The sequence below is a fragment of the Bacillus sp. B-jedd genome, from assembly GCF_000821085.1.
Classification (GTDB): Bacteria; Bacillota; Bacilli; order Bacillales; family Cytobacillaceae; genus Bacillus_D.
In genome coordinates this window covers 790,058-816,667 of sequence record NZ_CCXR01000001.1, presented here as the reverse complement: position 1 = coordinate 816,667, position 26,610 = coordinate 790,058, and the positions used below count along the sequence as shown (strand labels likewise).

Annotated in this window: 43 protein-coding genes and 1 pseudogene; 4 read left to right on the top strand and 40 right to left on the bottom strand. The window is 40.9% G+C overall.

The genetic code is table 11. The annotated features are described in order from the left end of the window. Positions 1–6: 6 nt before the first annotated feature. The 38 genes from BN1002_RS04100 to BN1002_RS03920 form a co-directional block, all read right to left on the bottom strand. Positions 7–447, bottom strand: a complete 441-nt coding sequence (locus BN1002_RS04100) for an HK97-gp10 family putative phage morphogenesis protein (protein ID WP_048823741.1) — start codon at positions 445–447, stop codon at positions 7–9. Then, positions 447–782: a phage head closure protein gene (locus tag BN1002_RS04095; RefSeq protein ID WP_048823740.1), complete on the bottom strand. Its 336-nt coding sequence runs from the start codon at positions 780–782 to the stop codon at positions 447–449. The genes BN1002_RS04100 and BN1002_RS04095 overlap by 1 nt, the downstream gene beginning before the upstream one ends. Before the next feature lie 11 nt (positions 783–793). Further along, positions 794–1,078, bottom strand: a complete 285-nt coding sequence (locus BN1002_RS04090) for a head-tail connector protein (RefSeq protein ID WP_048823739.1) — start codon at positions 1,076–1,078, stop codon at positions 794–796. Further along, positions 1,068–1,223 carry a hypothetical protein gene (locus BN1002_RS23995; RefSeq protein WP_197072737.1) on the bottom strand — a complete coding sequence of 52 codons (156 nt, stop codon included), beginning with the start codon at positions 1,221–1,223 and terminating at the stop codon, positions 1,068–1,070. Before BN1002_RS23995 ends, BN1002_RS04090 begins: the two co-directional genes overlap by 11 nt. 45 nt (positions 1,224–1,268) lie before the next feature. After that, the gene (locus BN1002_RS04085; RefSeq protein ID WP_048823738.1) at positions 1,269–2,450 is read right to left on the bottom strand and encodes a phage major capsid protein; all 1,182 of its coding nucleotides are present in this window, start codon (positions 2,448–2,450) and stop codon (positions 1,269–1,271) included. Between the two features lies 1 nt (position 2,451). Continuing rightward, positions 2,452–3,060 carry an HK97 family phage prohead protease gene (locus BN1002_RS04080; RefSeq protein WP_048823737.1) on the bottom strand — a complete coding sequence of 203 codons (609 nt, stop codon included), beginning with the start codon at positions 3,058–3,060 and terminating at the stop codon, positions 2,452–2,454. After that, positions 3,023–4,291: a phage portal protein gene (locus BN1002_RS04075; protein ID WP_048823736.1), complete on the bottom strand. Its 1,269-nt coding sequence runs from the start codon at positions 4,289–4,291 to the stop codon at positions 3,023–3,025. The genes BN1002_RS04080 and BN1002_RS04075 overlap by 38 nt, the downstream gene beginning before the upstream one ends. Before the next feature lie 14 nt (positions 4,292–4,305). Continuing rightward, entirely contained in the window at positions 4,306–5,991 is a 1,686-nt protein-coding gene (locus tag BN1002_RS04070) for a terminase large subunit (protein ID WP_048823735.1), read from the bottom strand. After that, positions 5,988–6,449, bottom strand: coding sequence for a phage terminase small subunit P27 family (locus BN1002_RS04065; RefSeq protein WP_048823734.1), 462 nt, complete (start codon positions 6,447–6,449; stop codon positions 5,988–5,990). Before BN1002_RS04065 ends, BN1002_RS04070 begins: the two co-directional genes overlap by 4 nt. A gap of 251 nt (positions 6,450–6,700) precedes the next feature. Continuing rightward, on the bottom strand, positions 6,701–7,090 hold the full coding sequence (locus BN1002_RS04060; protein WP_048823733.1) for an HNH endonuclease signature motif containing protein: 390 nt from the start codon (positions 7,088–7,090) through the stop codon (positions 6,701–6,703). After that, on the bottom strand, positions 7,090–7,368 hold the full coding sequence (locus tag BN1002_RS04055; RefSeq protein ID WP_048823731.1) for a hypothetical protein: 279 nt from the start codon (positions 7,366–7,368) through the stop codon (positions 7,090–7,092). The genes BN1002_RS04060 and BN1002_RS04055 overlap by 1 nt, the downstream gene beginning before the upstream one ends. A gap of 31 nt (positions 7,369–7,399) precedes the next feature. After that, positions 7,400–7,723, bottom strand: coding sequence for a hypothetical protein (locus BN1002_RS23990; RefSeq protein ID WP_048823730.1), 324 nt, complete (start codon positions 7,721–7,723; stop codon positions 7,400–7,402). A 295-nt stretch (positions 7,724–8,018) separates the two neighbouring features. Next, complete coding sequence (locus BN1002_RS04045) at positions 8,019–8,537, bottom strand: hypothetical protein (RefSeq protein WP_048823729.1); 519 nt, start codon at positions 8,535–8,537, stop codon at positions 8,019–8,021. 178 nt (positions 8,538–8,715) lie between these two features. After that, positions 8,716–9,105, bottom strand: coding sequence for a beta-sandwich lipoprotein (locus BN1002_RS04040; protein WP_048823728.1), 390 nt, complete (start codon positions 9,103–9,105; stop codon positions 8,716–8,718). A 42-nt stretch (positions 9,106–9,147) separates the two neighbouring features. Next, complete coding sequence (locus BN1002_RS04035; protein WP_048823727.1) at positions 9,148–9,351, bottom strand: NrdR family transcriptional regulator; 204 nt, start codon at positions 9,349–9,351, stop codon at positions 9,148–9,150. Beyond that, positions 9,352–9,699, bottom strand: coding sequence for a hypothetical protein (locus BN1002_RS04030; protein ID WP_048823726.1), 348 nt, complete (start codon positions 9,697–9,699; stop codon positions 9,352–9,354). A 36-nt stretch (positions 9,700–9,735) separates the two neighbouring features. Further along, positions 9,736–9,891, bottom strand: a complete 156-nt coding sequence (locus BN1002_RS23560) for a hypothetical protein (RefSeq protein WP_156129693.1) — start codon at positions 9,889–9,891, stop codon at positions 9,736–9,738. Next, positions 9,881–10,231: a hypothetical protein gene (locus tag BN1002_RS04025; RefSeq protein ID WP_048823725.1), complete on the bottom strand. Its 351-nt coding sequence runs from the start codon at positions 10,229–10,231 to the stop codon at positions 9,881–9,883. Before BN1002_RS04025 ends, BN1002_RS23560 begins: the two co-directional genes overlap by 11 nt. Before the next feature lie 82 nt (positions 10,232–10,313). Next, positions 10,314–10,487: a hypothetical protein gene (locus BN1002_RS23555; RefSeq protein ID WP_156129692.1), complete on the bottom strand. Its 174-nt coding sequence runs from the start codon at positions 10,485–10,487 to the stop codon at positions 10,314–10,316. Between the two features lie 98 nt (positions 10,488–10,585). After that, on the bottom strand, positions 10,586–10,999 hold the full coding sequence (locus BN1002_RS04020; protein ID WP_231574969.1) for a hypothetical protein: 414 nt from the start codon (positions 10,997–10,999) through the stop codon (positions 10,586–10,588). A gap of 160 nt (positions 11,000–11,159) precedes the next feature. Continuing rightward, complete coding sequence (locus BN1002_RS04015) at positions 11,160–11,552, bottom strand: DUF7694 domain-containing protein (protein ID WP_197072736.1); 393 nt, start codon at positions 11,550–11,552, stop codon at positions 11,160–11,162. A gap of 35 nt (positions 11,553–11,587) precedes the next feature. Beyond that, positions 11,588–11,911: a hypothetical protein gene (locus BN1002_RS04010; RefSeq protein WP_048823724.1), complete on the bottom strand. Its 324-nt coding sequence runs from the start codon at positions 11,909–11,911 to the stop codon at positions 11,588–11,590. A gap of 44 nt (positions 11,912–11,955) precedes the next feature. Continuing rightward, positions 11,956–12,996, bottom strand: a complete 1,041-nt coding sequence (locus BN1002_RS04005) for a hypothetical protein (RefSeq protein ID WP_048823723.1) — start codon at positions 12,994–12,996, stop codon at positions 11,956–11,958. A gap of 220 nt (positions 12,997–13,216) precedes the next feature. Beyond that, positions 13,217–13,975, bottom strand: a complete 759-nt coding sequence (locus BN1002_RS03995) for a DNA-methyltransferase (protein WP_048823721.1) — start codon at positions 13,973–13,975, stop codon at positions 13,217–13,219. 38 nt (positions 13,976–14,013) lie between these two features. Further along, positions 14,014–14,397, bottom strand: a complete 384-nt coding sequence (locus BN1002_RS03990) for a hypothetical protein (protein WP_048823720.1) — start codon at positions 14,395–14,397, stop codon at positions 14,014–14,016. Further along, positions 14,398–15,186, bottom strand: a complete 789-nt coding sequence (locus tag BN1002_RS03985; RefSeq protein ID WP_048823719.1) for an MmcB family DNA repair protein — start codon at positions 15,184–15,186, stop codon at positions 14,398–14,400. Between the two features lie 80 nt (positions 15,187–15,266). After that, on the bottom strand, positions 15,267–15,974 hold the full coding sequence (locus BN1002_RS03980; RefSeq protein WP_048823718.1) for a hypothetical protein: 708 nt from the start codon (positions 15,972–15,974) through the stop codon (positions 15,267–15,269). Then, on the bottom strand, positions 15,974–16,357 hold the full coding sequence (locus tag BN1002_RS03975) for a hypothetical protein (RefSeq protein ID WP_048823717.1): 384 nt from the start codon (positions 16,355–16,357) through the stop codon (positions 15,974–15,976). The genes BN1002_RS03980 and BN1002_RS03975 overlap by 1 nt, the downstream gene beginning before the upstream one ends. Positions 16,358–16,546: 189 nt before the next feature. Beyond that, the gene (locus tag BN1002_RS03970) at positions 16,547–17,086 is read right to left on the bottom strand and encodes a site-specific integrase (protein ID WP_048823716.1); all 540 of its coding nucleotides are present in this window, start codon (positions 17,084–17,086) and stop codon (positions 16,547–16,549) included. A gap of 1 nt (position 17,087) precedes the next feature. Beyond that, positions 17,088–17,297: an XtrA/YqaO family protein gene (locus tag BN1002_RS03965; protein ID WP_048823715.1), complete on the bottom strand. Its 210-nt coding sequence runs from the start codon at positions 17,295–17,297 to the stop codon at positions 17,088–17,090. Between the two features lie 601 nt (positions 17,298–17,898). Further along, complete coding sequence (locus tag BN1002_RS03955; RefSeq protein ID WP_197072735.1) at positions 17,899–18,927, bottom strand: DnaD domain-containing protein; 1,029 nt, start codon at positions 18,925–18,927, stop codon at positions 17,899–17,901. A gap of 34 nt (positions 18,928–18,961) precedes the next feature. Then, positions 18,962–19,177, bottom strand: coding sequence for a hypothetical protein (locus tag BN1002_RS23985; RefSeq protein WP_048823712.1), 216 nt, complete (start codon positions 19,175–19,177; stop codon positions 18,962–18,964). Then, positions 19,174–19,350, bottom strand: a complete 177-nt coding sequence (locus tag BN1002_RS23980; RefSeq protein ID WP_197072734.1) for a hypothetical protein — start codon at positions 19,348–19,350, stop codon at positions 19,174–19,176. The genes BN1002_RS23985 and BN1002_RS23980 overlap by 4 nt, the downstream gene beginning before the upstream one ends. Before the next feature lie 537 nt (positions 19,351–19,887). Beyond that, the gene (locus tag BN1002_RS03940) at positions 19,888–20,238 is read right to left on the bottom strand and encodes a hypothetical protein (protein ID WP_048823710.1); all 351 of its coding nucleotides are present in this window, start codon (positions 20,236–20,238) and stop codon (positions 19,888–19,890) included. A 65-nt stretch (positions 20,239–20,303) separates the two neighbouring features. Beyond that, positions 20,304–20,588 (bottom strand): hypothetical protein, encoded by a 285-nt coding sequence (locus BN1002_RS03935; RefSeq protein WP_048823709.1) that lies wholly within the window; start codon positions 20,586–20,588, stop codon positions 20,304–20,306. An 11-nt stretch (positions 20,589–20,599) separates the two neighbouring features. Then, positions 20,600–21,112, bottom strand: a complete 513-nt coding sequence (locus tag BN1002_RS03930; RefSeq protein WP_048827713.1) for a helix-turn-helix domain-containing protein — start codon at positions 21,110–21,112, stop codon at positions 20,600–20,602. Between the two features lie 76 nt (positions 21,113–21,188). Then, on the bottom strand, positions 21,189–21,362 hold the full coding sequence (locus BN1002_RS23975) for a hypothetical protein (protein WP_197072732.1): 174 nt from the start codon (positions 21,360–21,362) through the stop codon (positions 21,189–21,191). An 83-nt stretch (positions 21,363–21,445) separates the two neighbouring features. Then, a complete protein-coding gene (locus tag BN1002_RS03920; protein WP_048823707.1) occupies positions 21,446–21,679 on the bottom strand; it encodes a helix-turn-helix transcriptional regulator in 234 nt (77 codons plus the stop codon). Positions 21,680–21,851: 172 nt separating this feature from the next. Here BN1002_RS03920 and BN1002_RS03915 point away from each other — a divergent pair, with 172 nt between their 5' ends. The 4 genes from BN1002_RS03915 (at position 21,852) to BN1002_RS03900 (ending at position 25,037) form a co-directional block, all read left to right on the top strand. Next, entirely contained in the window at positions 21,852–22,331 is a 480-nt protein-coding gene (locus tag BN1002_RS03915; protein ID WP_048823706.1) for a helix-turn-helix domain-containing protein, read from the top strand. A gap of 14 nt (positions 22,332–22,345) precedes the next feature. Beyond that, positions 22,346–22,780, top strand: coding sequence for an ImmA/IrrE family metallo-endopeptidase (locus BN1002_RS03910; RefSeq protein ID WP_048823705.1), 435 nt, complete (start codon positions 22,346–22,348; stop codon positions 22,778–22,780). 46 nt (positions 22,781–22,826) lie between these two features. Then, entirely contained in the window at positions 22,827–23,354 is a 528-nt protein-coding gene (locus BN1002_RS03905; protein ID WP_048823704.1) for a hypothetical protein, read from the top strand. Between the two features lie 126 nt (positions 23,355–23,480). Then, on the top strand, positions 23,481–25,037 hold the full coding sequence (locus tag BN1002_RS03900; RefSeq protein ID WP_048823703.1) for a recombinase family protein: 1,557 nt from the start codon (positions 23,481–23,483) through the stop codon (positions 25,035–25,037). A 47-nt stretch (positions 25,038–25,084) separates the two neighbouring features. Here BN1002_RS03900 and yhbH read toward each other — a convergent pair. Both yhbH and BN1002_RS03890 read right to left on the bottom strand, forming a co-directional pair. Continuing rightward, positions 25,085–26,116, bottom strand: a pseudogene (gene yhbH, locus BN1002_RS03895) (sporulation protein YhbH); the annotation flags it as partial. Between the two features lie 269 nt (positions 26,117–26,385). Continuing rightward, entirely contained in the window at positions 26,386–26,577 is a 192-nt protein-coding gene (locus tag BN1002_RS03890) for a hypothetical protein (RefSeq protein WP_048823701.1), read from the bottom strand. Positions 26,578–26,610: the final 33 nt, after the last annotated feature.

Genomic DNA, 26,610 nt, shown 5'->3' with positions numbered 1-26,610 from the left:
AGCACCTCACTTTATCTTGTCTATTTCATCGGTAAGCACTTTTACTGTCTCTTTCTCGATGGCCGTTTTATTGTCTTCCGCGGCATGCCTGAGATACCTATAGCCGGGAATATATCCCCCGTTGACGGTCTGAAATCCGTATTCCTGGCTTGCAGGATAATATGATCTTTTACCTGCTTTAGATTCTTTGACCAGAACATAGTTCATCTTTGGGTCAAAAGTAATTTGATATACTTTTTTTCCTTTGATTTTTGACTTTTCGCCTTTTAGGACAAGCGCTTTTTTCAGATTTCCTTCATCCACCGGAGCATTCTGCCTGGCAGCTTTCAGGCCGATGTTAGCTCCTTTTCGCGCAGCCTTTGTCACACACTTTTGAGGTAGTTTTCCAAGTCGCTTGATTGTTTTTTCAAGCTCCTTAAGCCCTACAATTTCCGACCTCTTTGCCATTAGAAAATCTCCTTGCAAAGCAACTGAAGCTCGATATTTTTTTCTTGAAAGTTAATGGGTGGAGAAATTAATTCGAAAACTCGCTCACCCAATTTCATCCTCATGTCAGAGGTGATTCCCGGGATGTACCGTAAGTTGACTTTATGGGTCACTTCGCTGTTTACCTTCTCTGCAGCAAAAAACTCTTTGCCACTGATCGGGTAAATAGCCACTCTCGTTTTCAAAACATTAACCCAATCGTCTGATCCCTCACCATAACTATCTTGACCCTCTGATTTCCGTTGAAAAGTCACTATATGCCGTAATTCACCCGGATTCATTCTGTATCTAGTCATAAGAAATCACCCTACAATAAATTGATGGAGTGCATATCCAGAATTGACTTTATTACCTTATTCACCTTGTCATTTTCTACAGTGAAAGTTCGATTGTCGTACATTTCATTGGACAGGACCTTCAAGGCGATTGTCAGATCCTCTTTGGTATCCATTTGCTCAGCTGATAGTCCTGTATAGCCCTTAATAAAAGCTATACCAGCAGCCAAAATACCATCAAACAACTTGTCGTCTTCGCCGTGGAAAACGTGAGCGTAGTCCTTTAAATCCTGTACGGAGACCTCGCTAATCTTCATCGTTTTCACCTTTTTTCGGCTTAATTTCTTCAACAAACCCAGCTTTACGCAAATCGGCAATAATCACTTTATCCTTAATGTCTTTTACCTCGCCTCTCCCCATCGTGACAAGACCGGAAAAGCTAACCAATGCTTTTACTTTCATCTTTCCACCCCCTTAAAAAAGAAGGTGGATTGCTCCACCTTCAAATTATGCGCCAGCCTTCATTACTAGCTTGGCAATTTTCTGAGCGTTCTCTACCTTAGAGTCAATTTCAATCCAGCCTACAACTCCAACTGCGTGCTGAGTGGCATATTTTTCACGCAGGACTTCAATAGACACATCCTCTGACAACTTAACAGCAAGGCCATCCATTTCTCCGTAATAGATTGCTGTTTTGCCCGCAGCCATTGCCGGCATGTTTACCGAAGTGTATACATCTTTTCCAAGCAGAGAATAACCCCAACGCGCTGTAGCATCCTTGTTAAGGAGGTAATTGCCCTGGCCATCCTTTAATTTACGAATAGCCTTTCTAGTTGCCTTGTTCATAATCCAAATTGCATTACCCTGGTAAGCGTCAGGTACCTCTTCCTGTACATCGATTAACTCGTCAGCTGTAACAGCAATGGAGCTTGCGGCATCGATTTTTTGAGTAACAGTTGAAAGTCCGGAAACCTTTTCAGCAGTTCCATTCAGAAGCTCGTTTTCAATCCACCTTGCGATAGATTCGGCCATGGCATTAACGACAAAGCTTACAATATCGAAGGAGGAGTTGTTGATCAGAGACTTGGAAACTTTGCTGAGTGCCCCGGCCAGGAAGCCCTTCAATTCAATGTTCTTAAATTTGCCAGAAGTAGATTCCAACTCTTCAAACTCCGTGGCATAAGTCATTGTGATTTTTTGAGCTGTCTCATCGTAGTATGGAATGGTAAGAGTTCCACCTACGTTATAACGAGTGGCCAGTTGATAGATCGGAGACAAATCATAAACTTTCTTGATGATCTTTTGGGCAATGGATGTAGGGATAACTGCTCCATTATCACCGACAGTCAGATTTACATCCGCTCGGGATTCTACCACTCCACGGATATAGTTTTCAAAAGCCCTTACTTCGGCTTCAGCTAGCTCCTCCGCTTCGGTCTTTTTGACTGGATTCTTTTTCTCGAAGGAACGAGCCTCTTCCTGGGCAGCCAAAGTCTTGTCGATCTTCGAGATTTCCCCTTTGATTTCGTCGAATCGTTTGCTCTCATCGTCAGCTAAAGCACGTGTTTCGGCTTTGGCTTTGTTAAGGATCCCATCCATTTCGTCAAGCAGGTTGTTACGCTGCTCCAAAAGTGACGGCATAGAACGAAACTCGACAACTGGCTTTGCTAATACATTGTAAAATGACATCTTATTTTCCACCTTTCAATTTGAGATATTCTAACTCTCTTGCGAGAAGAGAATGATCAACTTTTTCACGTTTTTCTTCATTTTTTGGCGATAAATCCTCGATTTCAGCTTTAAAATCATCACTTCTATTCTCGGTGATAACCTCTTCTTCGCCTCGAGCTTCAATCGATGTAGCAATATAGGCTGGGGTTTTATCTAAAATGGACACTTCTAAGAGGTCAATATCCTTCAATGTCCTGCGCTGGATGCCATCTGGCCCATCTTCCCAATCAGGATCGTTGTCTACAAACCCAAAGGACCACCCGCGAAGCTCTTGATTTTTTGCCTTGGCAATAATGTCTTCATCGGTTACAGTCGCAATGGCACGAAGACCAATATTGTCCTCGTATAATTGCAGATTTCCTTCACGAATCGAACCTAGTTTCCTAGTCTTTTCGTGGTTGAAGCGAAGCTCCACGTCATCAGCCTTTTGCAGGGCTTTTTCAAAGGTTTTTGGCTTTATCTTTTCAATAAAGCGACCTCTCGGGGAAGGCAATACCCTGCTTTCCCGGTCAACCGCGTTCACATAACCATCAAGCAGCACCTGGTTCCCTCGGATTTCTATTCTCATCGTCATCACCTCCTCCCAAGGCCGGAGCTGGCTCATCAATTTTTGTTGATTTGTTCGTGTTCGGCGTGTAGATCTCTTTGGTCTTCGGATTATAAAGTACATCCTGGAGGCCCAATTTGATGAAATCGACTCCGTAAGGCTCAAGGTCCTCTATATACCTGACTTCATCCCACTGCATAAAGCCGTTTTTGATGGCAATTTCATATGCTTGGTAACGTTTTAACATATCGCCTTTAAATAGTTCCTTTGTGTCAAAGGCAAAATAAAAAGACCCTTTTTCGCTAGGAAGCAAAAGGTCTTTGTTTAGCGCAGTTTGCAATGCTATCAAAATCGGCAAAATGCAAACCTTTATCCAGTTGTTGTACACTTCGTCGTTGGCCGTTCCATCGAGTATGGATGGGGGAACAACAAAAACTTTACAAATTTCCGAGGAATTGGTTTGTTTATTCTCATTCAATTGCATTTCCACAGAGGTGTTAGATGCTTCCTGGAAATCAAGTCCATTGTTTAAAACAACGACATTTTCAGTGTTATTTTTATAAAGGTTGTTCCAGGCAGCCTTTAATTCATTTATAGCTTCTTTGCTCAACCGGCCCTGGCTCTTCAAAAATCCTTTTTTGTTACCGCCTGTTTTGACAAGGAAATCTTCAAATATGAGTGTATTATAGGCCACAGATAGCAGCCTGTTATTCTCCAGGATGATTCCCTTCCCTGTCACTCCATCCTTGCTTTTCCTGGTGATTTTAAGAAACTCGAAATCTCGATACATTGACCCATGAACCAAGATATCATAGCTTTTAAAGATAGGATCGGCATTCATATTAACAGCCACATTTCTGTTATCCACGTAGTGGAGGCTTTTTACATTATTCCTCTCACGGTTGATAAACGAATAACCGGCGCCTGCCAGCAGATAATCTTCCACCAGGGCTTTTTTGAATTGAAACGCGTCCATTGTATCCTTTGTGTCATCGTTTAAGAGATCAACGCGATTATCCCTTTCAATCTCTGTAACCCTACCTTCTTCAGCTTTGTACAAGATTACCGGGAGACTGGCTACAGTATCAGAGATAATGCCCACGCAAGAACTCACTGCTGGAATATTCAAAGCTTGTTCTTTTGTGATATCTCCTGTTATTAAACCGGCGCTTAACAAAAGGTCTTCTAATGTTTGGCGCTGTTCTGCCTGTTGAAAGGACCTGAATTCTTTCCACTTTTGCCACAGTCCCAAATTCTCACCTCCTTCTAAATAACCTGGGCACCCCAGTTAGCATCCGGATTGAAAATCACATCCTGCTGCATCAAATAAATGGCATTGATTGTACTGACAACCATGTCCACTTTCCCATTAGACTTTTTCTTGTTAACGTAAATATTTTTGTTAGTGTCCTCAGTAACCTTAGCGTTTTGGAAGTTTTCCTCATACAATTTGTTTTCAGTGTAATGGAATTCTTTATTGACTATTTTTTCCCTTAATAGCTTGGTGGCCGGATGAAGGACTGAAGAATGCTGTTTGACTTCAACGGTTTTGTAACCTTCCCTTTCAAATCTTTGGGCACTGGATAAGCAGTTATATCGGTCATAACCTATCCCCCTGACAATAACATTGTGTTTTTCTTCTATGGCAAGGACCATCTCCTCTATAAATCCGTAATCCACCGTCATGTCCCCACAAGCGAAGCAATTACCTGCCTGAATAAATTCGTGATAATTGATTTTCTCAGTCCTATTCTTTTCAGGAATCCTTCCTTCTGGCACAAATGCGAATGATTCAGCGTATATCTCCCAATCCTCTTCCGTGACCATGGAATATGAGCAGTTGTCATTGGTCATGGCCAGATCCAAGCCCACCCACACTTGTCGGCCGGACCAATCAAAACTGTCGACTTTACATTTCCTCAAATCCTCAATATTGATATAAGCTTCACCACTATTGGACGGGAGGAAATGGTTCATGTGCTTACAGAGGTATTCTTCTCGTTCTGTAGGCTTCTCTATCGCTGTTTTTCGGTTGTCCCGAATCTCGTTATAGTTTTCCTCAATTCGCAATGGGTTTGCCTGGTAGAGCCCTGTATCATCCCATAGGTGATCCGGCTCTGCATAATACAGCAAAGCAAACATACGGTCATCATCAATCAATCCGGCAAAGACCTTTTTGATATAAGCAAGTTCTTCGAGCATGATGGACTTGTCCTCTGCATAGGCCGTGGTCAGTTTGAAGCGTAATGGGTTTTTTACGTTAAGTTGGCCGGACTTCATGGCATTAATGTTACTGTAGTCTTTGAAGGCTCCAACCTCATCCGCAATAAAAGCACTTGGGCGAATGGAGTTATTTCTATTCGCTTCAGCTGTTCTCGCTTGGTAAAAGCTGTTTGTGAGCTTGCAATTTAACTTCCCACTCAGCGTTTTGGGTATGGTAAAATGCTTGCCGATGTATGGACTGGCGTTGAGAATCTGGGTCATGGCCTTCTTGACTTCACCGGCCAGTTCCCTATCCAGGCAAATAGAGTAAAATTCTGAATAATCATCTTCGGTCAGCATCAAGATGATGAGGATAAGAGCGCAAATAAACGTCTTGGCGTTTTTCCTTGGGATAAATAGAGTCACATCCCGGTACCTAAACTTTTCGGGATCCTCTTGGAACCGCCATCCAAAAATGTTGGCAAGAAAAAAAGCCTGGAAATCTTCCAAGCCATCAATAATTGGTTTACCTACAACTCCGAGACCTGTAGCAAAGTTTAATAATGCCAGGATTCCTTCAATGGTTTCTGTTACTTCTTCGTCAAAATAATAAATAAAATCATCTTCATGCTGTCGGTCCAAATCCTTTAAAAACCAATGGCACTGTATAATAACCTCTTTTGTCGTAATTTCTTTACCAGCCACAACCTTTTCGGCATAGCGTTTTGCCTTAGCCAAAAGGATACTCATTTTCTGCCGCCCTTTAGAACTTTTAGCAATGGATCATCGTCTTGCTGTTTTGTTTGTACGTTAATGTTCCCTAACTTGGCTCGAGATTGTGGCGACAAACTCAATTCATTACAACAGCGGAAAAACTCTTTGTTATATTCTGCCTTGGCCTTCATGACTTCTTTACTTAGAATTAAATCAGGATTTTTATTAATCTTTTTTTCTATTTCCTGCAAGCGATCTATGGCTATGGCTGCGGTTCCCAATATAAAAATGTCCAGGTTGCCTAAAATTTTACTAGCCTTTAGCTCCTGGACAATGTAGTTAAATATTTTCTTTTGCCTGGCATTCAAATGTTTAGGAGGGGAAATGTTATCGGCAGAACCCTTTAGTTTTTCTTCCGTTTCCAACCTGGCCGCAATTTCTTCTTTTGTAAGATTCTTACTCATAGTCTTAACACTTTTGGTAGGCCTCGCCATTTCCTCACCTCCTATTCTTGATTTTATAATTTATTAATTAAGTGGTTTATCGATTGTAAAAATGGTTATTCCGAACAGCTTCACCTTGTATCTAGCAAAGATATATCCACGACTAGAATGAGTTTCCACTAATATTTTCTTAATCACTACAGTAATACCTCCTAATATTTTTCATTTCGGGAATTTTTATCGAGCGAACCTGCACAGTGGGTGTTCACGGAGGCCCTCGAAAGGGGTATACCCCCGGGGGGTCACCTATTCGACATTTTTTCCTGTTTTTCGACAATTTCATACAATAGCGCCTTTGGTATCTCCTCAACCTCTGCCATCTTATGGTGAGAAGAACATAGACAGATGAGATTGTCATCGTCCAGGCGACTGTTCCAGTCTTCAGCAATGGATGTAATATGATGGACCTCTATATCAGTGAAGTTGTACTTGAGTTGTGTATTAAACAGTTCACGGATGCATACCTGGCACATATACTTATCACGCTCATTGATATGTTTGCGTTTCTTTTGCCAGGCTCTGGTCCATCTGAACTTATCAATGTAAGTTGGTTGCTTGTTCCTTTTAGGTTTGCTTGGACATTGATACTTACGGTCATGGATGCCTCCACAATAACTGCAGCTCTTAAGCATTAAAGGTTGCTCCGTGCTCTATGTAGCACTGGCATCCTAACCATCACCTGGCTCTTAAGCATCAGCATCCGTGGTGGGTACCATCCAACTTTATCCACAGGATGATCACACACTTGTGTGTATCTTATAAGTTGTTTAGCTAAAACTCTTAACCCTTCCCATAAACTCTTTACTGAATTAACAATTCTCTGACATGCATCTATTAAATCATCATAGGCAATGCCCGTTTGTTCAGCTAATGTTTGTAGCCTGGCTTCTTGATACTCTGTCAATTGCATACTGCATTCCTCCTACCAGATTATTTTTGAATTAGGATTTGCCTTTGCATTCATGCATAAATATCGGATGATTTTTACTTATCTTTTCGCCGCAGTCTATGCAAGTGATGCTGTCATCCTTCCTCAGTAACTCAGGGTTAAGGTTTTCATGTAACACTTTTGCTACGGCTTTACCGTCCAGATTTAAAGGAACAACAAACTCTACTTTCTTTTGCTGTTCTTCTAATTCTTTCAATGCAGCAGTAGCCTTCTTAGCTTCTCGTGTTACTGCCTTCAATCCTTTCAATGCCTCGGCACATTCCACCTCAATTTTTACTTTCAAACTATCATTGCTCGACTCGCGCTGTTCAGCCATGTCACAACAACTCCTTAATATTATTTGGTTTAGTGCCACCTCTTACTTCGGCGGGCAGCATGCCGCTGCGATCCAATCCTTATCCGCTGCAGTCACGGACGTGAAAGGAGGGTAAACGAAAGCCACGGTCTGCCGCCCAAACAGTCAGCCGTGGCCAGGATCGGAGTAAATAAAAAAGCGCCTCATCTCGACTAGATGGGCGCTTTTTCTACACTTTTATAATTATCGCATACTATCATGCTACCACATTCATTATGGCTTGGAAATGACACGTTTGTGACATCTTTCATGCCGGTTAAAATTGGATGCTGTCGACCCCGAAAAGCAGTCCCGACAAGTCTTTACAGGCTTTTTCGACATCGCGGAAGATTGTTCGCTTTTCGACAGAGTGACATTCGGCGATATTTTCCACAGTAGTTCTCGGCTCATCAATGTACATTTTCTTGATGACTGAATACCTCCTGATATCTTCTGGCCGATTAGACCTTTCGCAGATCAGCTTATAAATATCAAGCATATTCTGGATGAACTGGACAACGGCTAAGGTTCTTTGCTTACTCCGTTTAATCGCCTCAAGGGCTAAGTCCTCGCCGTCCAGTTCCTCCATCAAAAGCACATCATCGATTCCCGACAACTCCAACTTAATGTCTTGACAATGTATGACAAGATTCCGGTAATTCCTCAACAGCAATTTCGTGTTCCGGAGACGCCTATCTCTCCGCTCCTTGTGTTTCTTAAGCTTATCCTTCTCCATGTGCTCGAGGGCCGTCTCCACTGCCAGCTTCACGACTGCTTCCATCTGCTTAGTATTCAACTATGATTTCCCCCAATATTCCCACGCGCTTGGGATTTTGATTTGTTTCTTTTATCTACTCCGACCCGCCCAGGCAGTACCTGCGACAAAACCAAAATTAAATACAAGAATTGATAGGATTGTAACTTGTAACATAAGAGTCCTCCTTCTCGATTAATCCGAAATGCGTCACTATACTTTATTTGCTAGTTTGAATGTCTATATCAGGAACGATAGATTCGGGTCTGAAGAGCACTTTGTAATGGAAAGGGTCTTCTGTTTTTGGTTCAAGCTGTTCAACGAAATACGTGACGTTATCGCTTAATCCGAGATAATGCTTCTTGTATGATTTTTCCCCTACCTTGCACGTGACACTCAACTTCTTTGCGCTCTCAGTATTAATTGAACAAAAACCCTCAACACTAAGCAGATACTTATCTGTTATTCCGTTAAGGAACACGACCCTTCTCTGCACCTCGAATGAGTCCGCCGATTTGGACAGGTTATCCGAAACGGTATCCGCTTCCGTACACCCTGCTAGAATAATTAACATGATACCTGCAATAGTTACTGCTAGTATCTTTCTCATTTTCATCAACCTTTCAATTTTTGTTTGCGTCAAAATTAGAGTCTATTCGTCATAAACCTTCAGTAGCTTTTGCATCCTTCCAATTAGTACCTCATTGTCAATCAGTTCCTGATAACGCTCATCGCTTATCTCATAGGTGCGGAAGGCGTGCCCTGATGAACATACCCTCCGCCTGCTTTTTGACTCATGCTTTAATTCACGGACATCCTTTACTCTGGTAGATCGTCCGCATACTGGGCAGTGCATTTAATTGCCCCTTTCTCCATTCAACTGATGCATGACTAGCCCGTGGATCCGCTCCTGCTTAGTCTTAATCCGCTTTTCCTGCGTATCAATGATGGCCTGTTGTTGTTTAAATATCTCCGATGCCTTACCGGTAATTACCTCACCAGAATGAGAATACTCGTAGAGATCCGTACCGCAATCTGTATATGGGCAAACAGCAATCTCAGAATCTTTTTCAACCACTATCGCCCTGCCGCATCCATCACAGCTGTAAATATCAACTGGCATACCTACTATTAGGTTTTTTACTTGGTTTCCTCCCTGGCTGTATGGAGCTGAAGGCCGTGGACTAGCTACCTTTTTGCTCAAGATTTTTCCCCCTTTCATTATTAACAGAACTGAGCCCTACGCCTCTTCCAACTCTTCTCCATATAATTCTTTGAATAGGTCGGGATCCACACTAATGATTTCCTTTGCTCTTTCTGGAGTAATGGATGCATTGTGAAAATATTGCCTGTCATCTTTTTGCTTTTCCAGATCTTGCGAACAATCATTCTTCACTCCCCTTTCTGGTAGAAGAACTATCAAGTAAGTTACCCATCATATTGTCTTTTTTTATTAAATCCTGTCTTAAACGCTCTATTACTTCTCGTTGCTCGATAACTTTATTGGAGGATTTATACCAATTTGAACGATAACCATCGACGTTGTTCTTTAATTGTGATATTTCCTGCCGCTGTTTCTCGTACTCTTCAAAAAGAAGTTGGACAAAGCCAAGCATGTATTCTGGATGTGTTTTAAGTCGTTCTTTCGGAGCATCCGTAACTACAACTGGGATTCCTGCAAAGCTTGACCAAACAGTAAATCCTTCCTCACTTTTTTTAATTACTAAATCAGCCATTTTCAACCTCCTTATATAACAACTGATCTATCATTGTGTCGCCATAGAACCGAACTGTGCAAAATAAAAAGCCACCAACAATTTATTTGTCAGTGGCTTTCTGGTGATCTTCTTGTAACCATCTCAATAAAGGGATTCCATCTAGCGTTCCATCACCTTTAATGATTTCACTATAGCGTGTAGAAAGGACATACATTATTAAATCAGTCATTTCATACTCGCTATCCAGTGATTTCAAGCGTTCAAAGTTCGTCATTAAACTCACCCCTATAATCGAACTTTACCACTAACAGTATTCAGTTTTCAATTTAATTTAAGGAAGTTTTACCGTCCTTTCTTATGTCACGTTTTTGGTCAATCCTCCTTCTCCTTGTATTCGTAAGCTTCCTGGACAGTCTCAAATTGCTCTTGAGGCAAAACATCTTTAGCAACCTGGCACCAGTATCCTAAATCCCGGACAGCCTCCACCAGCTCCCCGATCGCATCTTCTTCCGGGATTTCTTTGCTATCCAGAAACCATCTTCCGTTTGATTGTCGTTCCAGTGTATGAGCGCCTTTTTTGTGCAAACAAACCCTCAGTTCCTTTACCTCTGTTTCAAGTAAATCTGAAACCGCATGTAGCCTGTGTTCCACGGTATTTATTGCGACGCCAAGAGTATGGTTTTCATCATCCACACTTTTGATTTTTGTTTGTAACTGCTGCAAATCGATAATTGAATCTACCAAAAGCCCGCCAATATCTTTAATCTCGTATACTTTTTTTGTCATTTTCGTTTTCCTCTTTTCTTTACACTCGTAACAAGTTCCCTTGTAACCTAATACCTTCCTACAACTATCGCACCTATACCGATAAGACGAAGCGTTAATTACTCTGTCAGCTTCAATTAACTTATTAAAATTCACCTTACTTCCTCCTTCGAAGTTTACGTCAAAACTGTCCTTGGTAGATTCCGAACGGCAATGTCATTCCTTCCGGCAGTACCCAAAGGTGATACATGTTAGCTTCGTCCACCAGCTCACTTTCTTTCGGGAAAACCTCAATCGCTATTCGTTCCGGCCCGAAAATCTCATTCTTTATCCGCTGTTTCTCGGCCCAAGTAATATCTGAACTTGCTACATTACGAATGGCTGCATGTTCGACCGGACCCCACTCTGTATCTGCCGTGCGAATCAATACGGCATATTCACGGTTGCTGTAGACTCGCTCCACCTCTGCAAACCAACCGTTGGCTAATAACTGTATGCTTGGTGTCGCATGCTTGATCCAAGGCGGGCCCGGTTCAAATCTACGAGCCGCCCTTCTTCGTTCTGCCCTATTCAAAAGCGTTCCTCCTTAGTGACATACTTGCTAATATGTTAGATTGCCGGTTGCCAAGTATTTGGAGCAACTTCATAAGCAACTAATTTATCGTGCTGATATGCTGCTCTTCTAAAACCGTCAACCCATCGGTAGTTAATAAACTTTAAACTTGTAGACTTAACAATAGTTTTGCAAGGCATTGTATAACAATTAATCAACTTTTCATTTCCTTTAGCATCCCGATAATATAAAAACCATTCTTCTCTGTTTTGCTCTTTCCACTCCCAGTTTTTATGAACACGAATTAAAGGCAGATTAACTTGGGATTGAAAAACAGCTAGATCATCGTCAAGAAATTGAAAAATATCAGTCTGAAACATAATAATCTCCTTCCTAACAAAATGCTTACTTTGTCGCCATCGGCTTAAGCAGTAAGAATGTACTTATCCTTGATCCGCTTCTCCCATTTGCTACGCCAAACTAAAAATTCACTTTCATAAGCTGATGACAGAGTGCTGTATTCATCCGGATAAACATCCTCTAAAGGAATCCGCTTCTCATGCAGGTAAGGTATGCTGCGCATGTTTTTCTTACCTGTCTTCTGAATCGCCCTCAGCTGGCTATCAAAATAGCAAGCTTTCAAGAATGATAGAGGTTCATCCTCAATAATTTCATTCCAGTCCATGCCTATGTCCCTGTTGTCGCAATTAAATGGACAGAAATAGCAGCGTGATCGCTTTGTAGGGAAGCCATTCTCAATCAAATACTGTATGCTGTCTTGCGTTGTAAGTCCTTCTTCCACGAGGGGATAAGCTAAATACATGTACTTAAACTGTGGCGATTTATAAAGGTTAATTCTCCTGATCTCGTCGAATGAAAAGCCGATATCGATAATGAAAGCAATGTCGGCTGGCATCTTTTGTTTATTAGTTAAGCCAACTTGCTTTAATACAGCCCGCCGGACTGTTTGCTTTACCGGAACAATCTTAAAATCCACCGTGCATTGCCTGGGCATGATCCCAGCTGCAACTTCCTGCCCTGTTTCCTCATCGATCTTATTGCAGTAAACAGGCATCTGGAACCTTTGATACTCCGTGTGGATATAACGCATTAGCATCTCTTCCAGACCGCCCTCCATGCTGCTGTGACCGGTGATAATGAATGGGGTAGTGTTACCATTCTCCTTTTGTCTGTGCTGCCACCAAGCTACCTGAGAATGGATGAAATCAGGCTCAGCCCCGGTATCAGAAAAAACGATAAAGTCATAATGTATTTCGCCGCGGAAGTGCTGTTCTAAAAGATGTGAAGACTGGGTGCCTCCCCCGAAGGAAAGAACGTGGTAGATCCGCTCTTTCCCCTCGGCATAAAGGTCTTTGATTATTTCTGTTTTAGTTTTAAAAATGCCCTTCCGGTACTTAATGTGTTCGCGATAGTCTCGAGATTCTTCAAAGAGTGTGAGTTGCACGTCCTCCCCCCTTTATTAATCGTCCAACTTTAAAACCACAAGGCACTTGTCCTGTTTCTTACGACTGGCTGACCGTTTGCGCCCTGTTGGAGTGCTATGCCACCTGATAGTCTCGGGCCTGACGTTAAGCTCTGCCGCGCACTCCCGGGCTGTTCCCATGACCAGTAGATCGTCGCCTTTGTAGACGGCGTATTCTTTCCTCACGGTTCTCCCTCCTATTTCATAAAACTAGTGACAATTGGGTCGTATGCCGGTCAATCCGCTCCAAACTTTTCTTGTAATATGGTTCATGTTTCTCAAAACCGATATAATATCTGTCCGTGTTAAGGGCTGCTAGGAGTGTTGACCCGCTTCCAGAACAGTTATCTAAAACTACTGCGCCTGGATTGGTATATGTTTTAATCATGTATTCGCAAAGTTCGACCGGCTTTTGTGTTGGATGTACCTTATCGGGATCATCGTTATTGACTATTTGAAATTGCAGTACACTTCTTGGGTATCTTTTTGTTGTCCCGACATCACAGATAGTTTGTTTCCCTTTTCCGTAAACCTCTGAATTATGATTATTCTTCGCGTAATTCATTGGCTTATGGCCGATTGACATTTGAGGATTATAAACAGGTGCCTTTTTATAAAAGACTAATAGATTTTCGTGAGCTTTCATTGGCATTTTGTCGGCGTTTAAATGGCCCGTTGCCTTATTCTTCTCCCATATCCATTCGTAGCGGTATAGAGGCAAATTACTGGCTCCTAGTACTTTATCGAAGGGAGATTGAGCGAAGAATACAATTGCTCCGTTGTCCTTGATAATTCGTTCATATTGGCTCCAAAGAAGGTTGAAGGGGATAACAGTATCCCAAGCGCAATTTGTAGTGCCATAGGGCAAATCACAAAGGATTAAGTCTATGCTTTTATCCGGCAGGATCTTCATGCCACTTTCGCCCACACAATCAGCATTATAAATTTTGTTCAGCTCCATGCTTCCACTCCTATCGAACATAATTACTCTTTTGTTGCCTAATAACAGCTAGTGGCAATGCTTTCACCGCGTAAAATTTCAATCAATGTATCCTCGAAACGCCAGCCTTGCATGACTCCTGTTTTTTGCTCCTGAATAATCCTAATGTAGATTTTGTGAATGAGTGTTTTCGGAACTGGGAAACAGCAAAACCGTTCTTTATCATTTGCAAAGCTGAATACAATTTCATCCCCGTAAAAATCAATCATCTTTATACGGTCAATGAGATAGTCTTTATCAAAAACCGACAATTTGATCGGTTGGCTAATTAAAAAATCAATGTTGCAGCTAGTAGAATACTCGCCGCTATAATCTTGGGTAGTTCTCAAAACGTGTTTAATGACATCGGTTATCTCAACTTCTTTGAGGGCTTTTTTATCCATCTATTTCCCCTCCAGCAGTTCCGGATTTTTAATCATTTCATTGAGCCTCATACTGGCACTCTGAATCGTTTCAAGGTCTCGAATAAAATTAGGTGGTACCGTTGTAGAAAGGGCCTTATCCAGTTCTTCCTCGGCATTAAACCTATGAGCATTTAGCCCGTGTTTTTTCATGACTTTTAAAAAGGATTCAAATCTTTCTTGATTCATATCCATTCTTTCTTTTTGACGCTGAAAGTCTTGCACTTGCCGATCAAGTTCAGCCAATTCAACAGCCATCTTGGTACCGACTTTCCAACCCAAGGTACGCCTTTGTTCCTTGTCTAATAGGTATTGTTCAAAAAATTCTCTTTTGCTACTAAAGAAAGGATGTTCCTGGTTATTCAGGCGACTTAGAATAATGTAATAAAACATGTCAGCTGACATTTGAATATCCCTGAACTTAGCCTTTTTTCTGGTATATGGCTTTTTATCCTCATTGATCCATACAAGGCCCACATCATCGGGCAGTTCTTCAGGTAGAATGAGCCCTTTTGGACAAGCAAAGTAAAATCTATGGCATAAATCCTTATACAACGGCCATTTCTCGTCATTCATGAAATCCGCTCGAGAAACCTTTATCTCATAACCTGTCAAACATGGTTTAGTCCAGCTCTTCTTAATTGCCAAGGCATCCATGATTGCAAGTTCTTTTCCCATCCAAGTTGAGCCGTTTTTCACTTCAGTAAGAAAGAAATCCTGACTGTGTTTCTGACTTAACACATGCTTCACTTCACTGGCAGTAATTTTCACTTTGAACCTCCTTATGACGACACAATACAAAAGTTGTTAGTAAGGGAAGGCCGGCTGCCTCCCCCTACTTAACCAATCTATTAAGCTATTACAATGACTTTCCGGGCTTCGATTTCTACAGCAAGTTCCTTTTCAAGATAAGCTTTCACGTTGTTCATTGCCTCAAGCTTCCAAGCACCACCATCTGCTTCAAACAATGCACAGCGAGGGCCATTTTTCATCCGGAATACAAAATTGCTTTCTGGCTGTATTACTTCCACAAATGTCCTATACGGCGCCAGTCGGACTGGATTAGGAACTGCCACCTGGGCTACTGTGGCCACGCCTACTTTTGCGGTGACTGACTGACTGACTCCATCATCACCATATGTTTTTACATCTTCTTCTTTGATATTGCCAACAACCCTTAAGATGACATCGCGATCATCGTTTGCAACAAAGCCTGACTGCAACTTGATATTAAAAGTTTCCGGATCATACCATTCCTCAAAGCGGAACTGCGGAAGCATGGCTGAAGCCTTAATGTACTCATTTCGATTTTGGTTTGAATTTAGGTCACTGAATGCAAGAACTTCCGTCGGGCTGCATACATGGACCATAAGAGTGTTATCAACGTCATATTCTGATTTTAGATATTGAACAAGTCCTGAAAGGCTGCGAACAAGAAGCGGAGAAGGTACAGGTTCCTTCAAAAGATGGAGTGGCTGAGTCGAGTAAATCTGGTTATTTTCATGATGCGTTTCAACGTTTCCTAGTCCAATAAGGTATTGCAATGCGTCTTTAATCATTATTTTTGACCTCCTGTTTTCTTAAAGCTGATTATCTTTTCGCCAGTGTCCGCGGCAACATCGCCTTCCGGGTCCAAATATGTTTGTCCCTTAACGCCTGATTTCAATTCAGCGCCGGTAACCTGTCCAGTACCGTCATAATCCATGATGATTTTAGTCTCGATGCTTCGAGCTGGTGCAAGGGTCGTCTTAGCCTGGATAGACACATGGGCCAAATCGCGTTGGTCATCTGCCGATAAAACCAAAGTTAATGCAATTTTCCTTTTCTTTTTTGGATCAGTATTGGGGTCAGCAATGTTTTCCAGCACCTTCCGTAATTCCTGATTAAAACGTTCTGCAACTGCCCCATCCGCGAAGTCTGTAAGATTGATAATGTTTGACATATTGTTCTCCTTTTATGGGTTTTTATAATTTAGTTAAGCCTTTACTGATTCTTTCTCGTCCTCTTCCAAAAGCTTTTGGTTCAAAGCAGTTGTCCAGCAATCCTCACAAAGAAATTTTTGATAAATTGGGACATGTCCTCCACACTCAACGCACTTATCTGCCTTTGCCATCCAAACCAACTCCCTGATTTATAGACTGAAATCATCAATCGCCTCGTCCATCAGGTCCTGGTTGATCCCGATATATCGTAAAGTAACTGACGGACTGCTATGGTTAAATATCTCTTGCAAAAGCGCGACATCCTTTGTTTTTTGGTAAAAATGGTACCCAAATGTCTTCCGAAGCGTATGGGTACCAATTTCACTTAGACCTATTTCCTTAGCAGCATCACTTAATATTTTCCAAGCGTGGCAACGGCCAATAGGTTTTGTACCACGCAGGGACTTAAAAAGGTACGTTTCATCTGTCATACTTTGGGTATAGGTGATAATATCGTTTCTTAAGGATTCGTTAATCCTAAAGCGCTTAACCTTCTTTGTTTTTTTCTCTGTGATATGGATGTGGGAACGGTTCCTTACGTCCCCGACCTTAAGTGAAAGTAGATCGCTGATCCGAAGACCTGTATTGATTCCCATCTGGAACAAGAACTCGTTCCTGCGACTGGAGGATAATTGCTTTTTCATTTCCGCAATTTTTGACCGGTCACGAATGGGCTGTACGGTATTCATTTCAACAAAGCTCACTTTCCTCGAACGTTACGCGCTTTGACTTGCCACCAGTAGTCTCAACTATGGTAAGACCATGCTTTACAGCTTCGCACCTATACGCCTTGCCCTTTTGTCCGTCCAGAACAAGCACTAAAACTTTGCCGGGTTCCATGTGCTGCTTAACGGACAAATCTTTATCATCAATTTCTATCTCTACTAATCTTTTATGCATTTTCGCACCCCTATTAGTGGTATAATGGTGGTGCAATCATCTTTTTGTGCCAGGCCAATCCGCCTGGCATTTTTTTATTTTCGGATAAGGCGCTTCCCAGCGTCTTTCCCATTCAGCCAATGCCTTTTTGCCCTCTTCACATTCTTTAATCAGTTGTTTCAATGGCATTGTTTCGTAGCTTATCTTCATCCCTTCGCCGATTTTGCGGCCACCTCCAATCAATTGCTCTATTTAGTTTCCCTTCCTTCAACTTGGTAGGCTTACTTCGATATATCGCAAGCTCCTCTTCAGTCAGGTAGGTAATTTTAACGGGAGAATGCATGTAGCTTTATCCTCCTATTCAGCTCATCTAAAGCAGGCTTCCGATAGTTGGTCGTATACCTGGCGAGATAGTTTAATTGACTTAACGATAGCGATGACATCAGTTGCTGACCAAAGGAGCATTTTTCGCCTGCGAACAACGCACGCTTATGTAAAGATGCTCCAGTTCTGATAATGGCAGGGATGAAAGCTTTTCGCTTTTTGGATATCCAGCCTTCAAAAGTTGAAAAAGTATAAAATCTCGCCGGTTCTTTACAGCGTCAAGTAACAGTCCCATAACTCAAGCTCCTCCCTTGAAAGCACTTAGTAGCTCCTCAACTTCCTTCTTTCTGGCTTCGACTGCTTCCTGATCTTCTTGGGGAGCTTGGTTTGTTCCTGATTTGTCAAACCATTCTGGAACCTTTTCCTGCCTGATAGGTCTCCCTCTAGGTTGATGACGCTGTCTCGCTTTCTGCTCTTGAAAGGCAGCCATTATTGCATGGGCCTCGTTTACCGATTTAACCTTTCGACCAAGCCAGTCTTGGAGAATTTTTTCAACATAACTCCAGTTACGGGCACCACGCTCTACAGCAATCTTCATTGCCTCGACAACTAACTCATCTGACAAATCGTCGCACCAGGAGCCAATCTTGTCTCCCATGTACCCACTGACCATACCGAATCCGTTTTTTTCAAAAAACGCAAATGCATTATCAGATGTCTTCTCAACCGATACCGCCATTTCGTTTTCAGCAGTATCGTTTTCAGAAAAAGAAGAAGCTTTGTTTGTAATCTCTGGTGTAGGCTCTGTTGTAAGCTCTGGTATTGCTGTTACATTTTCGCCCTTTGGAGCTACATTTTCGCCCTTTGTATTTACATTTTCACCCTTCCAATTTTCTTTTTGTTCTTTCGTATTTTCTTGAGGTAAATTCGAATTTACTTTTTCGACCTTTGCAAGAGCATAACCCTCAAGAGCGTAACCAATTGCTTGCAAGTCGAGTTGGATTTTCAACAAGTTCACTCTATATTGCAGGGTGCGATCCATTTTTATAAGTGGATTTCTGCGTTCATCCAGCCATCCTTTTTGGACAAGAATGGTTAGATATTCGCGCATCGTCTTTGGTTTAACGTTTATCATTGTTTCCTCGGAAAGATCCTCTGCTTTTTTATAAATCCACCCATGACTTTTTAAGTGATCGATATTCAGGTTCTGTAGCTCTGACTCATTCGAGGCATACTTTTTGATACGGTCCATTTCTTCTTGCAAAAATTTATCCGCATCATTTTTTCGTTCGGACCAATAAATCATCTGGTCAAGAACGATGGCCAATCTGAAGTCGCCTGTAAGTTCAACTAGTTCTTGTCTAATGACGACTCTTTTCACTTTTTTGGGCACCATTCTTTCTCCTTTCCCCTCTATCGCAAACGGCAAAGTAACCATCTAAATATAAAAATGTATAGTCTTCATACCGTTCGAGATAGTTTTTTATTTGCACATTAAGTTGGCCGTAGGTGAGTTCTGCTTGCTTGTCCAAAATGTTTCTGGGCAAAAGCACTCTTGTTTCGTTGGCCCCAATCATTCGTGACCTTCTATGAAAATATGAATTTCCTGATAATCTGTAGGATGTATTTCCTGCCGAATCTCATCAGCAATCGTCTGGCATTCTGTAACGCTTTTAGCCTGAACTAGAGCGTTATGGATCGAACGGAAATTCCCATTCACTTTTATGGAAAAGTCAATTTCATAAACCATTTAATCCACCTTCCAGTTTTTTAGAGGGCTAATTTCATTTGCCTTCGTTTTCTTCGTAATTTGGTCATCCGGGTATTTACTGCATACACTGTCCTACCCAATTTTTCTGCAATATGATCCACTGAAAAGTATTTCTTATGATTTAGAAGATATAAATCCTCCTCCTCCGTCCAAACACGCCTCTTGCTATTGTGATTAACAGGGGCAGCTGATATCCGATTCCCATTCCACAACTTGTTTGAAATGGTTTGTAGTTGTTGGCCGGTTGGACATTTTGAACAAATTGAAATACTATCTCCTTTCCGATAGACACATCTACCGCACTTAGTTTCCAAGATTGTGCTGATCTGTCTCCGGATGACCATCTTCTCTTTCCGATTCATTCCTACCCTCCTTTCAAAGGTCAGTGCGCACCGTAACGACCAGGAAGAATTGTCTGGAAGGGGGGAGCAGACCTTCCTGGCCATTACGGCAAGCCTGAGCTTTGCCGCCACGAAAAAGTGTGGTATAATATGATTAAATTCGACAATTTTCTTTTTAAGCAGTGAGTGTGCTAGCACTTGCTGCTTTTTCTTTTTTTACTTTAGGTCCATTTGTTTGTTGGAAATGAATCCTTATATCCTCAATGCCCATTGCTAGATGGCGATAGTGTCTGGACTCAACAATCTTTCCGGATGCCGATAATCCCTTTCCGTGTTGATTCAATGACTGAGAAATAAAAATCATTTCCATACCATCCAGTTCGATTCTTCTGCCCATATCTTTTACTTTGTTGTAAGCGATATCAAAGAGACGTTGCCCCAACCCGTTAAGGCCTTTCCTATAGGCCCTCATTGCGGTCTTAATCATTTCCCTTTGTACCGGTTGTAAATAGATGCCTTGTTTCATATTAAAATCTCCTTCCGTTATTCCTAATTTTGTTCATCAAATTTCGCCTTTTCTCGAAAAAAAAATTAGTCAAATGCTCTCATTAACTCTAAAGCTTTTTCGCAATCGTTATAGCTAACAAATGAATGTCTTAGAATATAAAATTGATTTTTAGATACCTCATAAATATTTACGTAACTATTGGTTGCAAGGGTAAATGTAAGAAAATTTTTAGTCTCTTGTGTAATCCGAATAATGAAATCATGGTTTAATTCTTTACAGATGTTAATTTGTTTTTCTATTTCGGCAGCAAATTCATTACCATATTTAAGGGCAAGTTCCTTCAAATCAACTTCTTGATTTTCACTCATTCCCAAACCTCCTATCTATTCAATTTCCGCAATTTCAACGAAACCCGCCAAACCTTAAAAATTTCTTTCAAGGAAAAACGATATTCCCGAGCAACAATTGCAACCAGGTTGATAATGCTGGCCGCAGCATCCAATAACTCAAACAAGACCTTTTTCATGTCTTCCTTTTCAGCTTCTGTTCTTGTATGTACCGGCTTCGTCCAAGAAACCTTTTCTAGGTGCTGCAGAGCTTCCGCGGTTTCGCCCTTTACCATAAAAGCCATACTGGAAGGATGGTGATCTACATGCTCACCATTTAAAAACGGGATTGCTACTTCACCAGCTGCTTCCTTCCAAGTTACAAAGTAATATTCAACGTCATCCAGGGCTTCGGCGATCGGCTTCCGCATATCATCCGGAAGCCGGCGCGAACCTGTTTCATATTTGGCCACACTTTCTCGAGAAATAGGTAAGTGCGCAGATAGATCTTCTTGGGAGTAACCTTGCCTTTTTCGAGCTTTGGCCAATGCTTCCCCTATGGCCACCAATCCAACTCCTCCATTCTGTACCAAAGTATAGGTATATTTGTGACTGCATTTGCTGATATTTTAAGAGTGGGGATTAATTCCTGTAGCAATCTTCAACTGCACGAGCAATTTCTTTTAAAACAGGGTGTCCTTCTTCCCATTGTTCTTTAAACCAGTTGGCTCTTTCAGCAGATGTCATTTCAACCAGTGGCGAGTGGACAATAACAGTTGAATTGCCAATAAGGTGTTCCTTCTTAGGTAGTGCCATGCCCGCATTCCCCCTTGAACTATGTTTATGCGCGGTATTCATGTCACTTGTTAAATTTGAGTACATAATAATAGGAACCTCCTTTAGCTGGAATTAGCACCCGCCTGTTCTTTTTGTGCGACACTTTCTATAAAAAAAATCTCTCTTGGATCCTTATTGAAAAAGTTAGCTATTTTCAGCATGACTTCTCCTGTTGTATTACCACCATTCTCAATAGAGATAATTGTATGTCTGGAAACTCCAATCGCAGTTGCAAGTTCCTCCTGTGTAAGATCTACATCCCTGCTTTTTCTTAAGTACTTCACAATGTTTTCCATAATATGCACCTCCTTTGCATGTCGCACATGTTCTACAATTCGAATTGTAAACTATGTGCGATATGATGTCAACTATGTTCAACAAAATATTTTCCTTTTTTGCTTCTGTTTTATGTTGTATATGTTTTACAATATGTATTACAAGGTTTACATATTAAGGAGATAGCTTATTATGAATGAATTAGGAAACTTACTTAGAAAATTAAGAGGCGAAAAATCATTACGAAGCATAGCCGAAAAAACAGGATTAAGCCATTCTTATATTTCTGATGTAGAATCAGGATATAGAAGAGGTACTAAAAAGCCATTAAATCCCTCGCCAGAGACATTAAAGCGTTTAGCTTCTGCATATGATTATCCTTATGAAAAACTAATGGAAATAGCAGGATATATAAATTCTGATGTTTCAAATACATCTTCACTTCCAGAGCTTTCAGCAAAAGATAAAAAGGATATCGCAAAAGATTTAGAAAAAATCATTCAAAGTCTCGAAAGTAAAGATGGCTATTCTCATTTTGACGGGCAAACCATTGATGATTTGGACGAAGAAGATAGGGAACTTCTCATTGCTTCTTTAGAAACCTCTATGAAGTTGGCCAAACAGATTGCAAAGAGAAAATTCACTCCGAAGAAATATAGAGAAAACAAATAACGGAGGGGCATGCTGTGCGCATCAAAAGAAAAGTCACTTCCCTCATTAACAAATTTCAAACCAATGATCCTTTTCTTATAGCAGAAGCAAGGTCGATAGAAGTATTATACCTTGACTTAGGGAAAATTTTGGGATTTTATCGTTCCTATAAACGGGTGCAAATTATTCATCTAAATTGTAATCTCGATGAGAAGGTTCGGAATTTCGTTTGCGCCCATGAATTAGGCCATGCAATCCTTCACCCTGGCGCTAACACTTCATTCTTAAAAAACAATACATACTATTCCATTGATAAATTCGAACGCGAAGCAAATAAATTCGCAGTAGAGCTCCTTCTACCTGATCAAGAATTAATAGAATATCAAAATACAAATCTTTCATTATCAGAAATTGGCCCTATTTACGGTATTCCTGTTGAACTAGCCAAATTGAAAAAAGTTTCTTTTTGATGAATTACCTTGAACATCATTTATAGCATTGAAAGGGGATAAGAGTTTGATCGGACTAATAGGAATTATTTTAATGCTCGCTGCATTTTATGCTGGCCCTTATAAGAGGAGGATGGGTAATAAACTTACCTGGCTTGTGTTCGCGGCAGGCCTTGTTATAACCATTGCTGCATACTCTCTAGGAGGTATAAATGGAAAGCAGGTAGTACAACCACAAAGTCAAAAGAACGCACCTGGCGATAACACTTCAACTGTTATAGAAAACCTAAACAACTCAGAAACTATTGAAATTGACGTTTCCTACGAAGAGGACCAAAAGGAGGCGACATATTCTATTGAGGACATGATGGAAAGATACCCGGTAAATATGCCTTATGATGAATATTCAATTGACATTTTAGGTGATGTAGCGTTAGCAGAATCATATAAATTAAAGCAAGATTTATATATGGATGTATTAATAGGTAAAGACGGATATCTTGGTGTGATTTTTGATTCAAACAATATAAAGAAGTTGATTCGTTTCAATACATTTAGCGAAGCTCAGGATTATAAAAGTAGTAATTATCAATAAATAAATTTTGTGAATTCCAACTTAGAAGAATATCTCTAAGGATTCAACCTTTGGAAAAGCCATTTAGGGCTTTTTCTATTTATTCTAATGTGTATTGCTTGTTTAATTATGTATAGAGGTGATGTAATGAATTATCGTAGTTTCGAAATGCGATTATTGGTCTACCTTAGAAAAAGCCGTTCTGACGTCGAAGAAGAGCGCAAAGCCGCAGCTGAAGGAAGAGAATACGATACACTTGCAAGGCATAGGCGAAATTTAATGGATGTCATAAAAAGAGAAGGGCACATTTTAGTTGAACCGCCTTATGAAGAATTAGTTTCGGGTGATTCAATCATTGAACGGCCCGAAGTGCAAAAGATGCTAAATAGAATGGATGAAGGCGATATAGACGGAGTTTTGGTTATAGACATAGACCGTTTAGGCCGTGGTGATATGTATGATTCAGGTATCTTAGATCGCGCATTTAGGTATAACAATATAAAACTTATAACGCCAACGGAAATTTATGATCCCGAAGAAGAAAATTGGGAGCTTGTATTCGGGGTAAAATCACTGGTGGCTAGACAGGAATTGAAGTCTATAAATAAACGTCTTCAAGGTGGGCGCCGTGATAAAGCAAAGATGGGAAGATCTATTTCAAAGAAACCACCGTATGGCTATCTTAGAGATGAAAATCTTAAGCTGTACCCTGATCCGGATACAGCTTGGGTAATCCAAAAAATATTTGAAATGACTGTAAAGGGAAATGGTCGGCAAGCAATTGCTAAAAAATTGGATGAGTGGTCAGTAGCTCCGCCAGATACGAATAGAAACCACTGGTCACCGTCAACCATTACCGCCATAGTCAAAAATGAAGTTTATATAGGAAAAATTATATGGGGGAAAATCACTTACCTCAAACGTGGAGGACAATATACAAGGAGGAAAATGAAGCCGGAGGAATGGATAGTAAAAGATGAGGCACATGAACCTTTAGTTACAAAAGAGTTGTTTGATGCTGCCAACGCCGCTCATTCAGGCAGATTTAGACCCTCCACGAAGGCGAATAATGTACTATCAAATCCTCTTGCTGGTATATTAAAATGTGAACTGTGTGGATATACAATGCTCTATCAACCTAGAAAAGACCGTCCAAACTCAATGATTTATTGTACAAAAGCTCAATGTAGAGGCAAGCAAAAAGGTGCCATGCTATATTTGGTTGAAAATAGAATTCTAGTATCTTTAGAGCAATATATAAAAGAATTTGAAATACCGAAGCAGCAAGACGCAAAAAACAACTCATCTATTATTCAGTTCCAGGAAAAAGCCCTCGATAAGAAGAAAAAGGAAATTGCTGAGGCTAACAAACAGAAAAGCGCCTTACATGACTTCTTAGAAAAGGGAGTATATGATATTAATACCTTTATGGAAAGACAAAAGGTGCTAGTTGATAGAATTGAGAAATTAAAAGACGAAACACGTCTTATCGTTGAAGATATGGAAAAAGAAAAATTTAGAGAAAAGAATACTAAACAATTTATCCCCTTGGTAAAATCAGTCTTAACCGCTTATAGGGAGACTGATGATATTGAAAAGAAAAACAGGTTACTTAAGTCGGTACTAGAAAGGGCCACCTTTTTGCGTAAAAAAGAATGGACAAAAATTGATCAGTTTGTCATTCAGCTTTATCCTAAGATATAATAAAACCGTTGGTGCACCAACGGTTTTTCTTGTGTATATGGTTTGATGTTATACTGGTTCACTTCCCCATAACCGAACATATTCGACACCTTCATCAGCTCCTCGACAAGCTTGACGCAGCGTGCGTTATCGGAGGTGAGGTTATCTCCGTCCGAGAAGTGGAACGGGTAAATATTGAATTTAACGGGATCATATTTATTTTGGATAAGTTCGAGAGCCTTCCGGTAAGCCGATGAACAAATCGTCCCTCCGCTTTCACCTTTTGAGAAGAAATCTTCCTCTGATACGACTTTTGCTTCTGTATGATGGGCAATAAATTCAATTTCCACGGTTTCGTATTTTGTGCGGAGGAAGCGTGTCATCCAGAAAAAGAAACTGCGTGCCATATACTTTTCCCAAAGCCCCATACTGCCGCTTGTGTCCATCATCGCCAGGACCACGGCTTTTGAGTCCGGCTTGACTATTTCATTCCATGTCTTGAATTTCAGGTCTTCCGTATAAATTGGATGGAATGCCGGTTTCCCATGCATGGCATTTCGTTTGAATGCTGACATCATCGTCCGTTTTTTATCAATATTGCCCATGAGCCCAGTTTTTCTAATATCATTAAACTCTATATGTTCAATCAGGTTCTCCGCCTGTTCCTTTTTCTTCAAATTGGGCAGTTCGAGCTGTTTGAACAGGGCCTCTTCCAATTCCATCATCGATACTTCTGCTTCAAAATAGTCCTCGCCCGCCTGGTCCCCTGCCCCTTGGCCTTTGCCAGGCCCTTTTTTGTCCCCCGAAGAGTCCCGGGCAACAACATCGCCTACCTTGGATTTGCCATTTCCCTGGCCCACATGCTTGTTTTTATCGTAATTGTAGCGGATTTTGTATTCGTCCAAAGAACGAATCGGTATTTTTACTACATCGCGGCCATTTGACATAATGATACTTTCCTCGGTAATCAAGTCTGGAAGATTATTGCGGATTGCCTCCTGGACTTTTTCCTGATGCCGTTGCTGATCATCGTGGCCTTTTCGGTGGAGGGACCAATCTTCCTTCGAGATCACAAAATGGTGATTGTTCTCATCGATCATTCCAAACCCCTCCTTATTAAGCTTAAATTTCTGTCACTTCCAGCATGCTACTGGAATACGCTGTCATAGAGCCCAAAACACATTATTAATATTGATTACTCTATCCTATGCCGAAGCTGTGGATAATTTACAAATTATTATGAAAATTAACAGTAAAAAAATGGGTATAATAATTCTTGAGTCGTCGCAGCTGGACAAACTTATGTATTAACTCCATTGAAAATCAACATTCACCTTTAACTGAGCCTGAAATAAAAATCCTCCGCCTGTTAGCGGAGGAGGTCATCCTTTTTTTCATGCTGGATTGGGTCTGTTTTTTTTCCATACTCTTCTTTCAATTCTTTTCCGGTACGGCGGTTTTCATTTTGTTTCCCGAGATTTTTTATGTCTTCCATATTTGGCGCCATTGATCCGTTATCTGGCTGATAATCTTTATCCAATCCGTCTTTTTCCTTCTTCATTGGTATCACCTCTACCGCTCTTTTTCCCCGAAA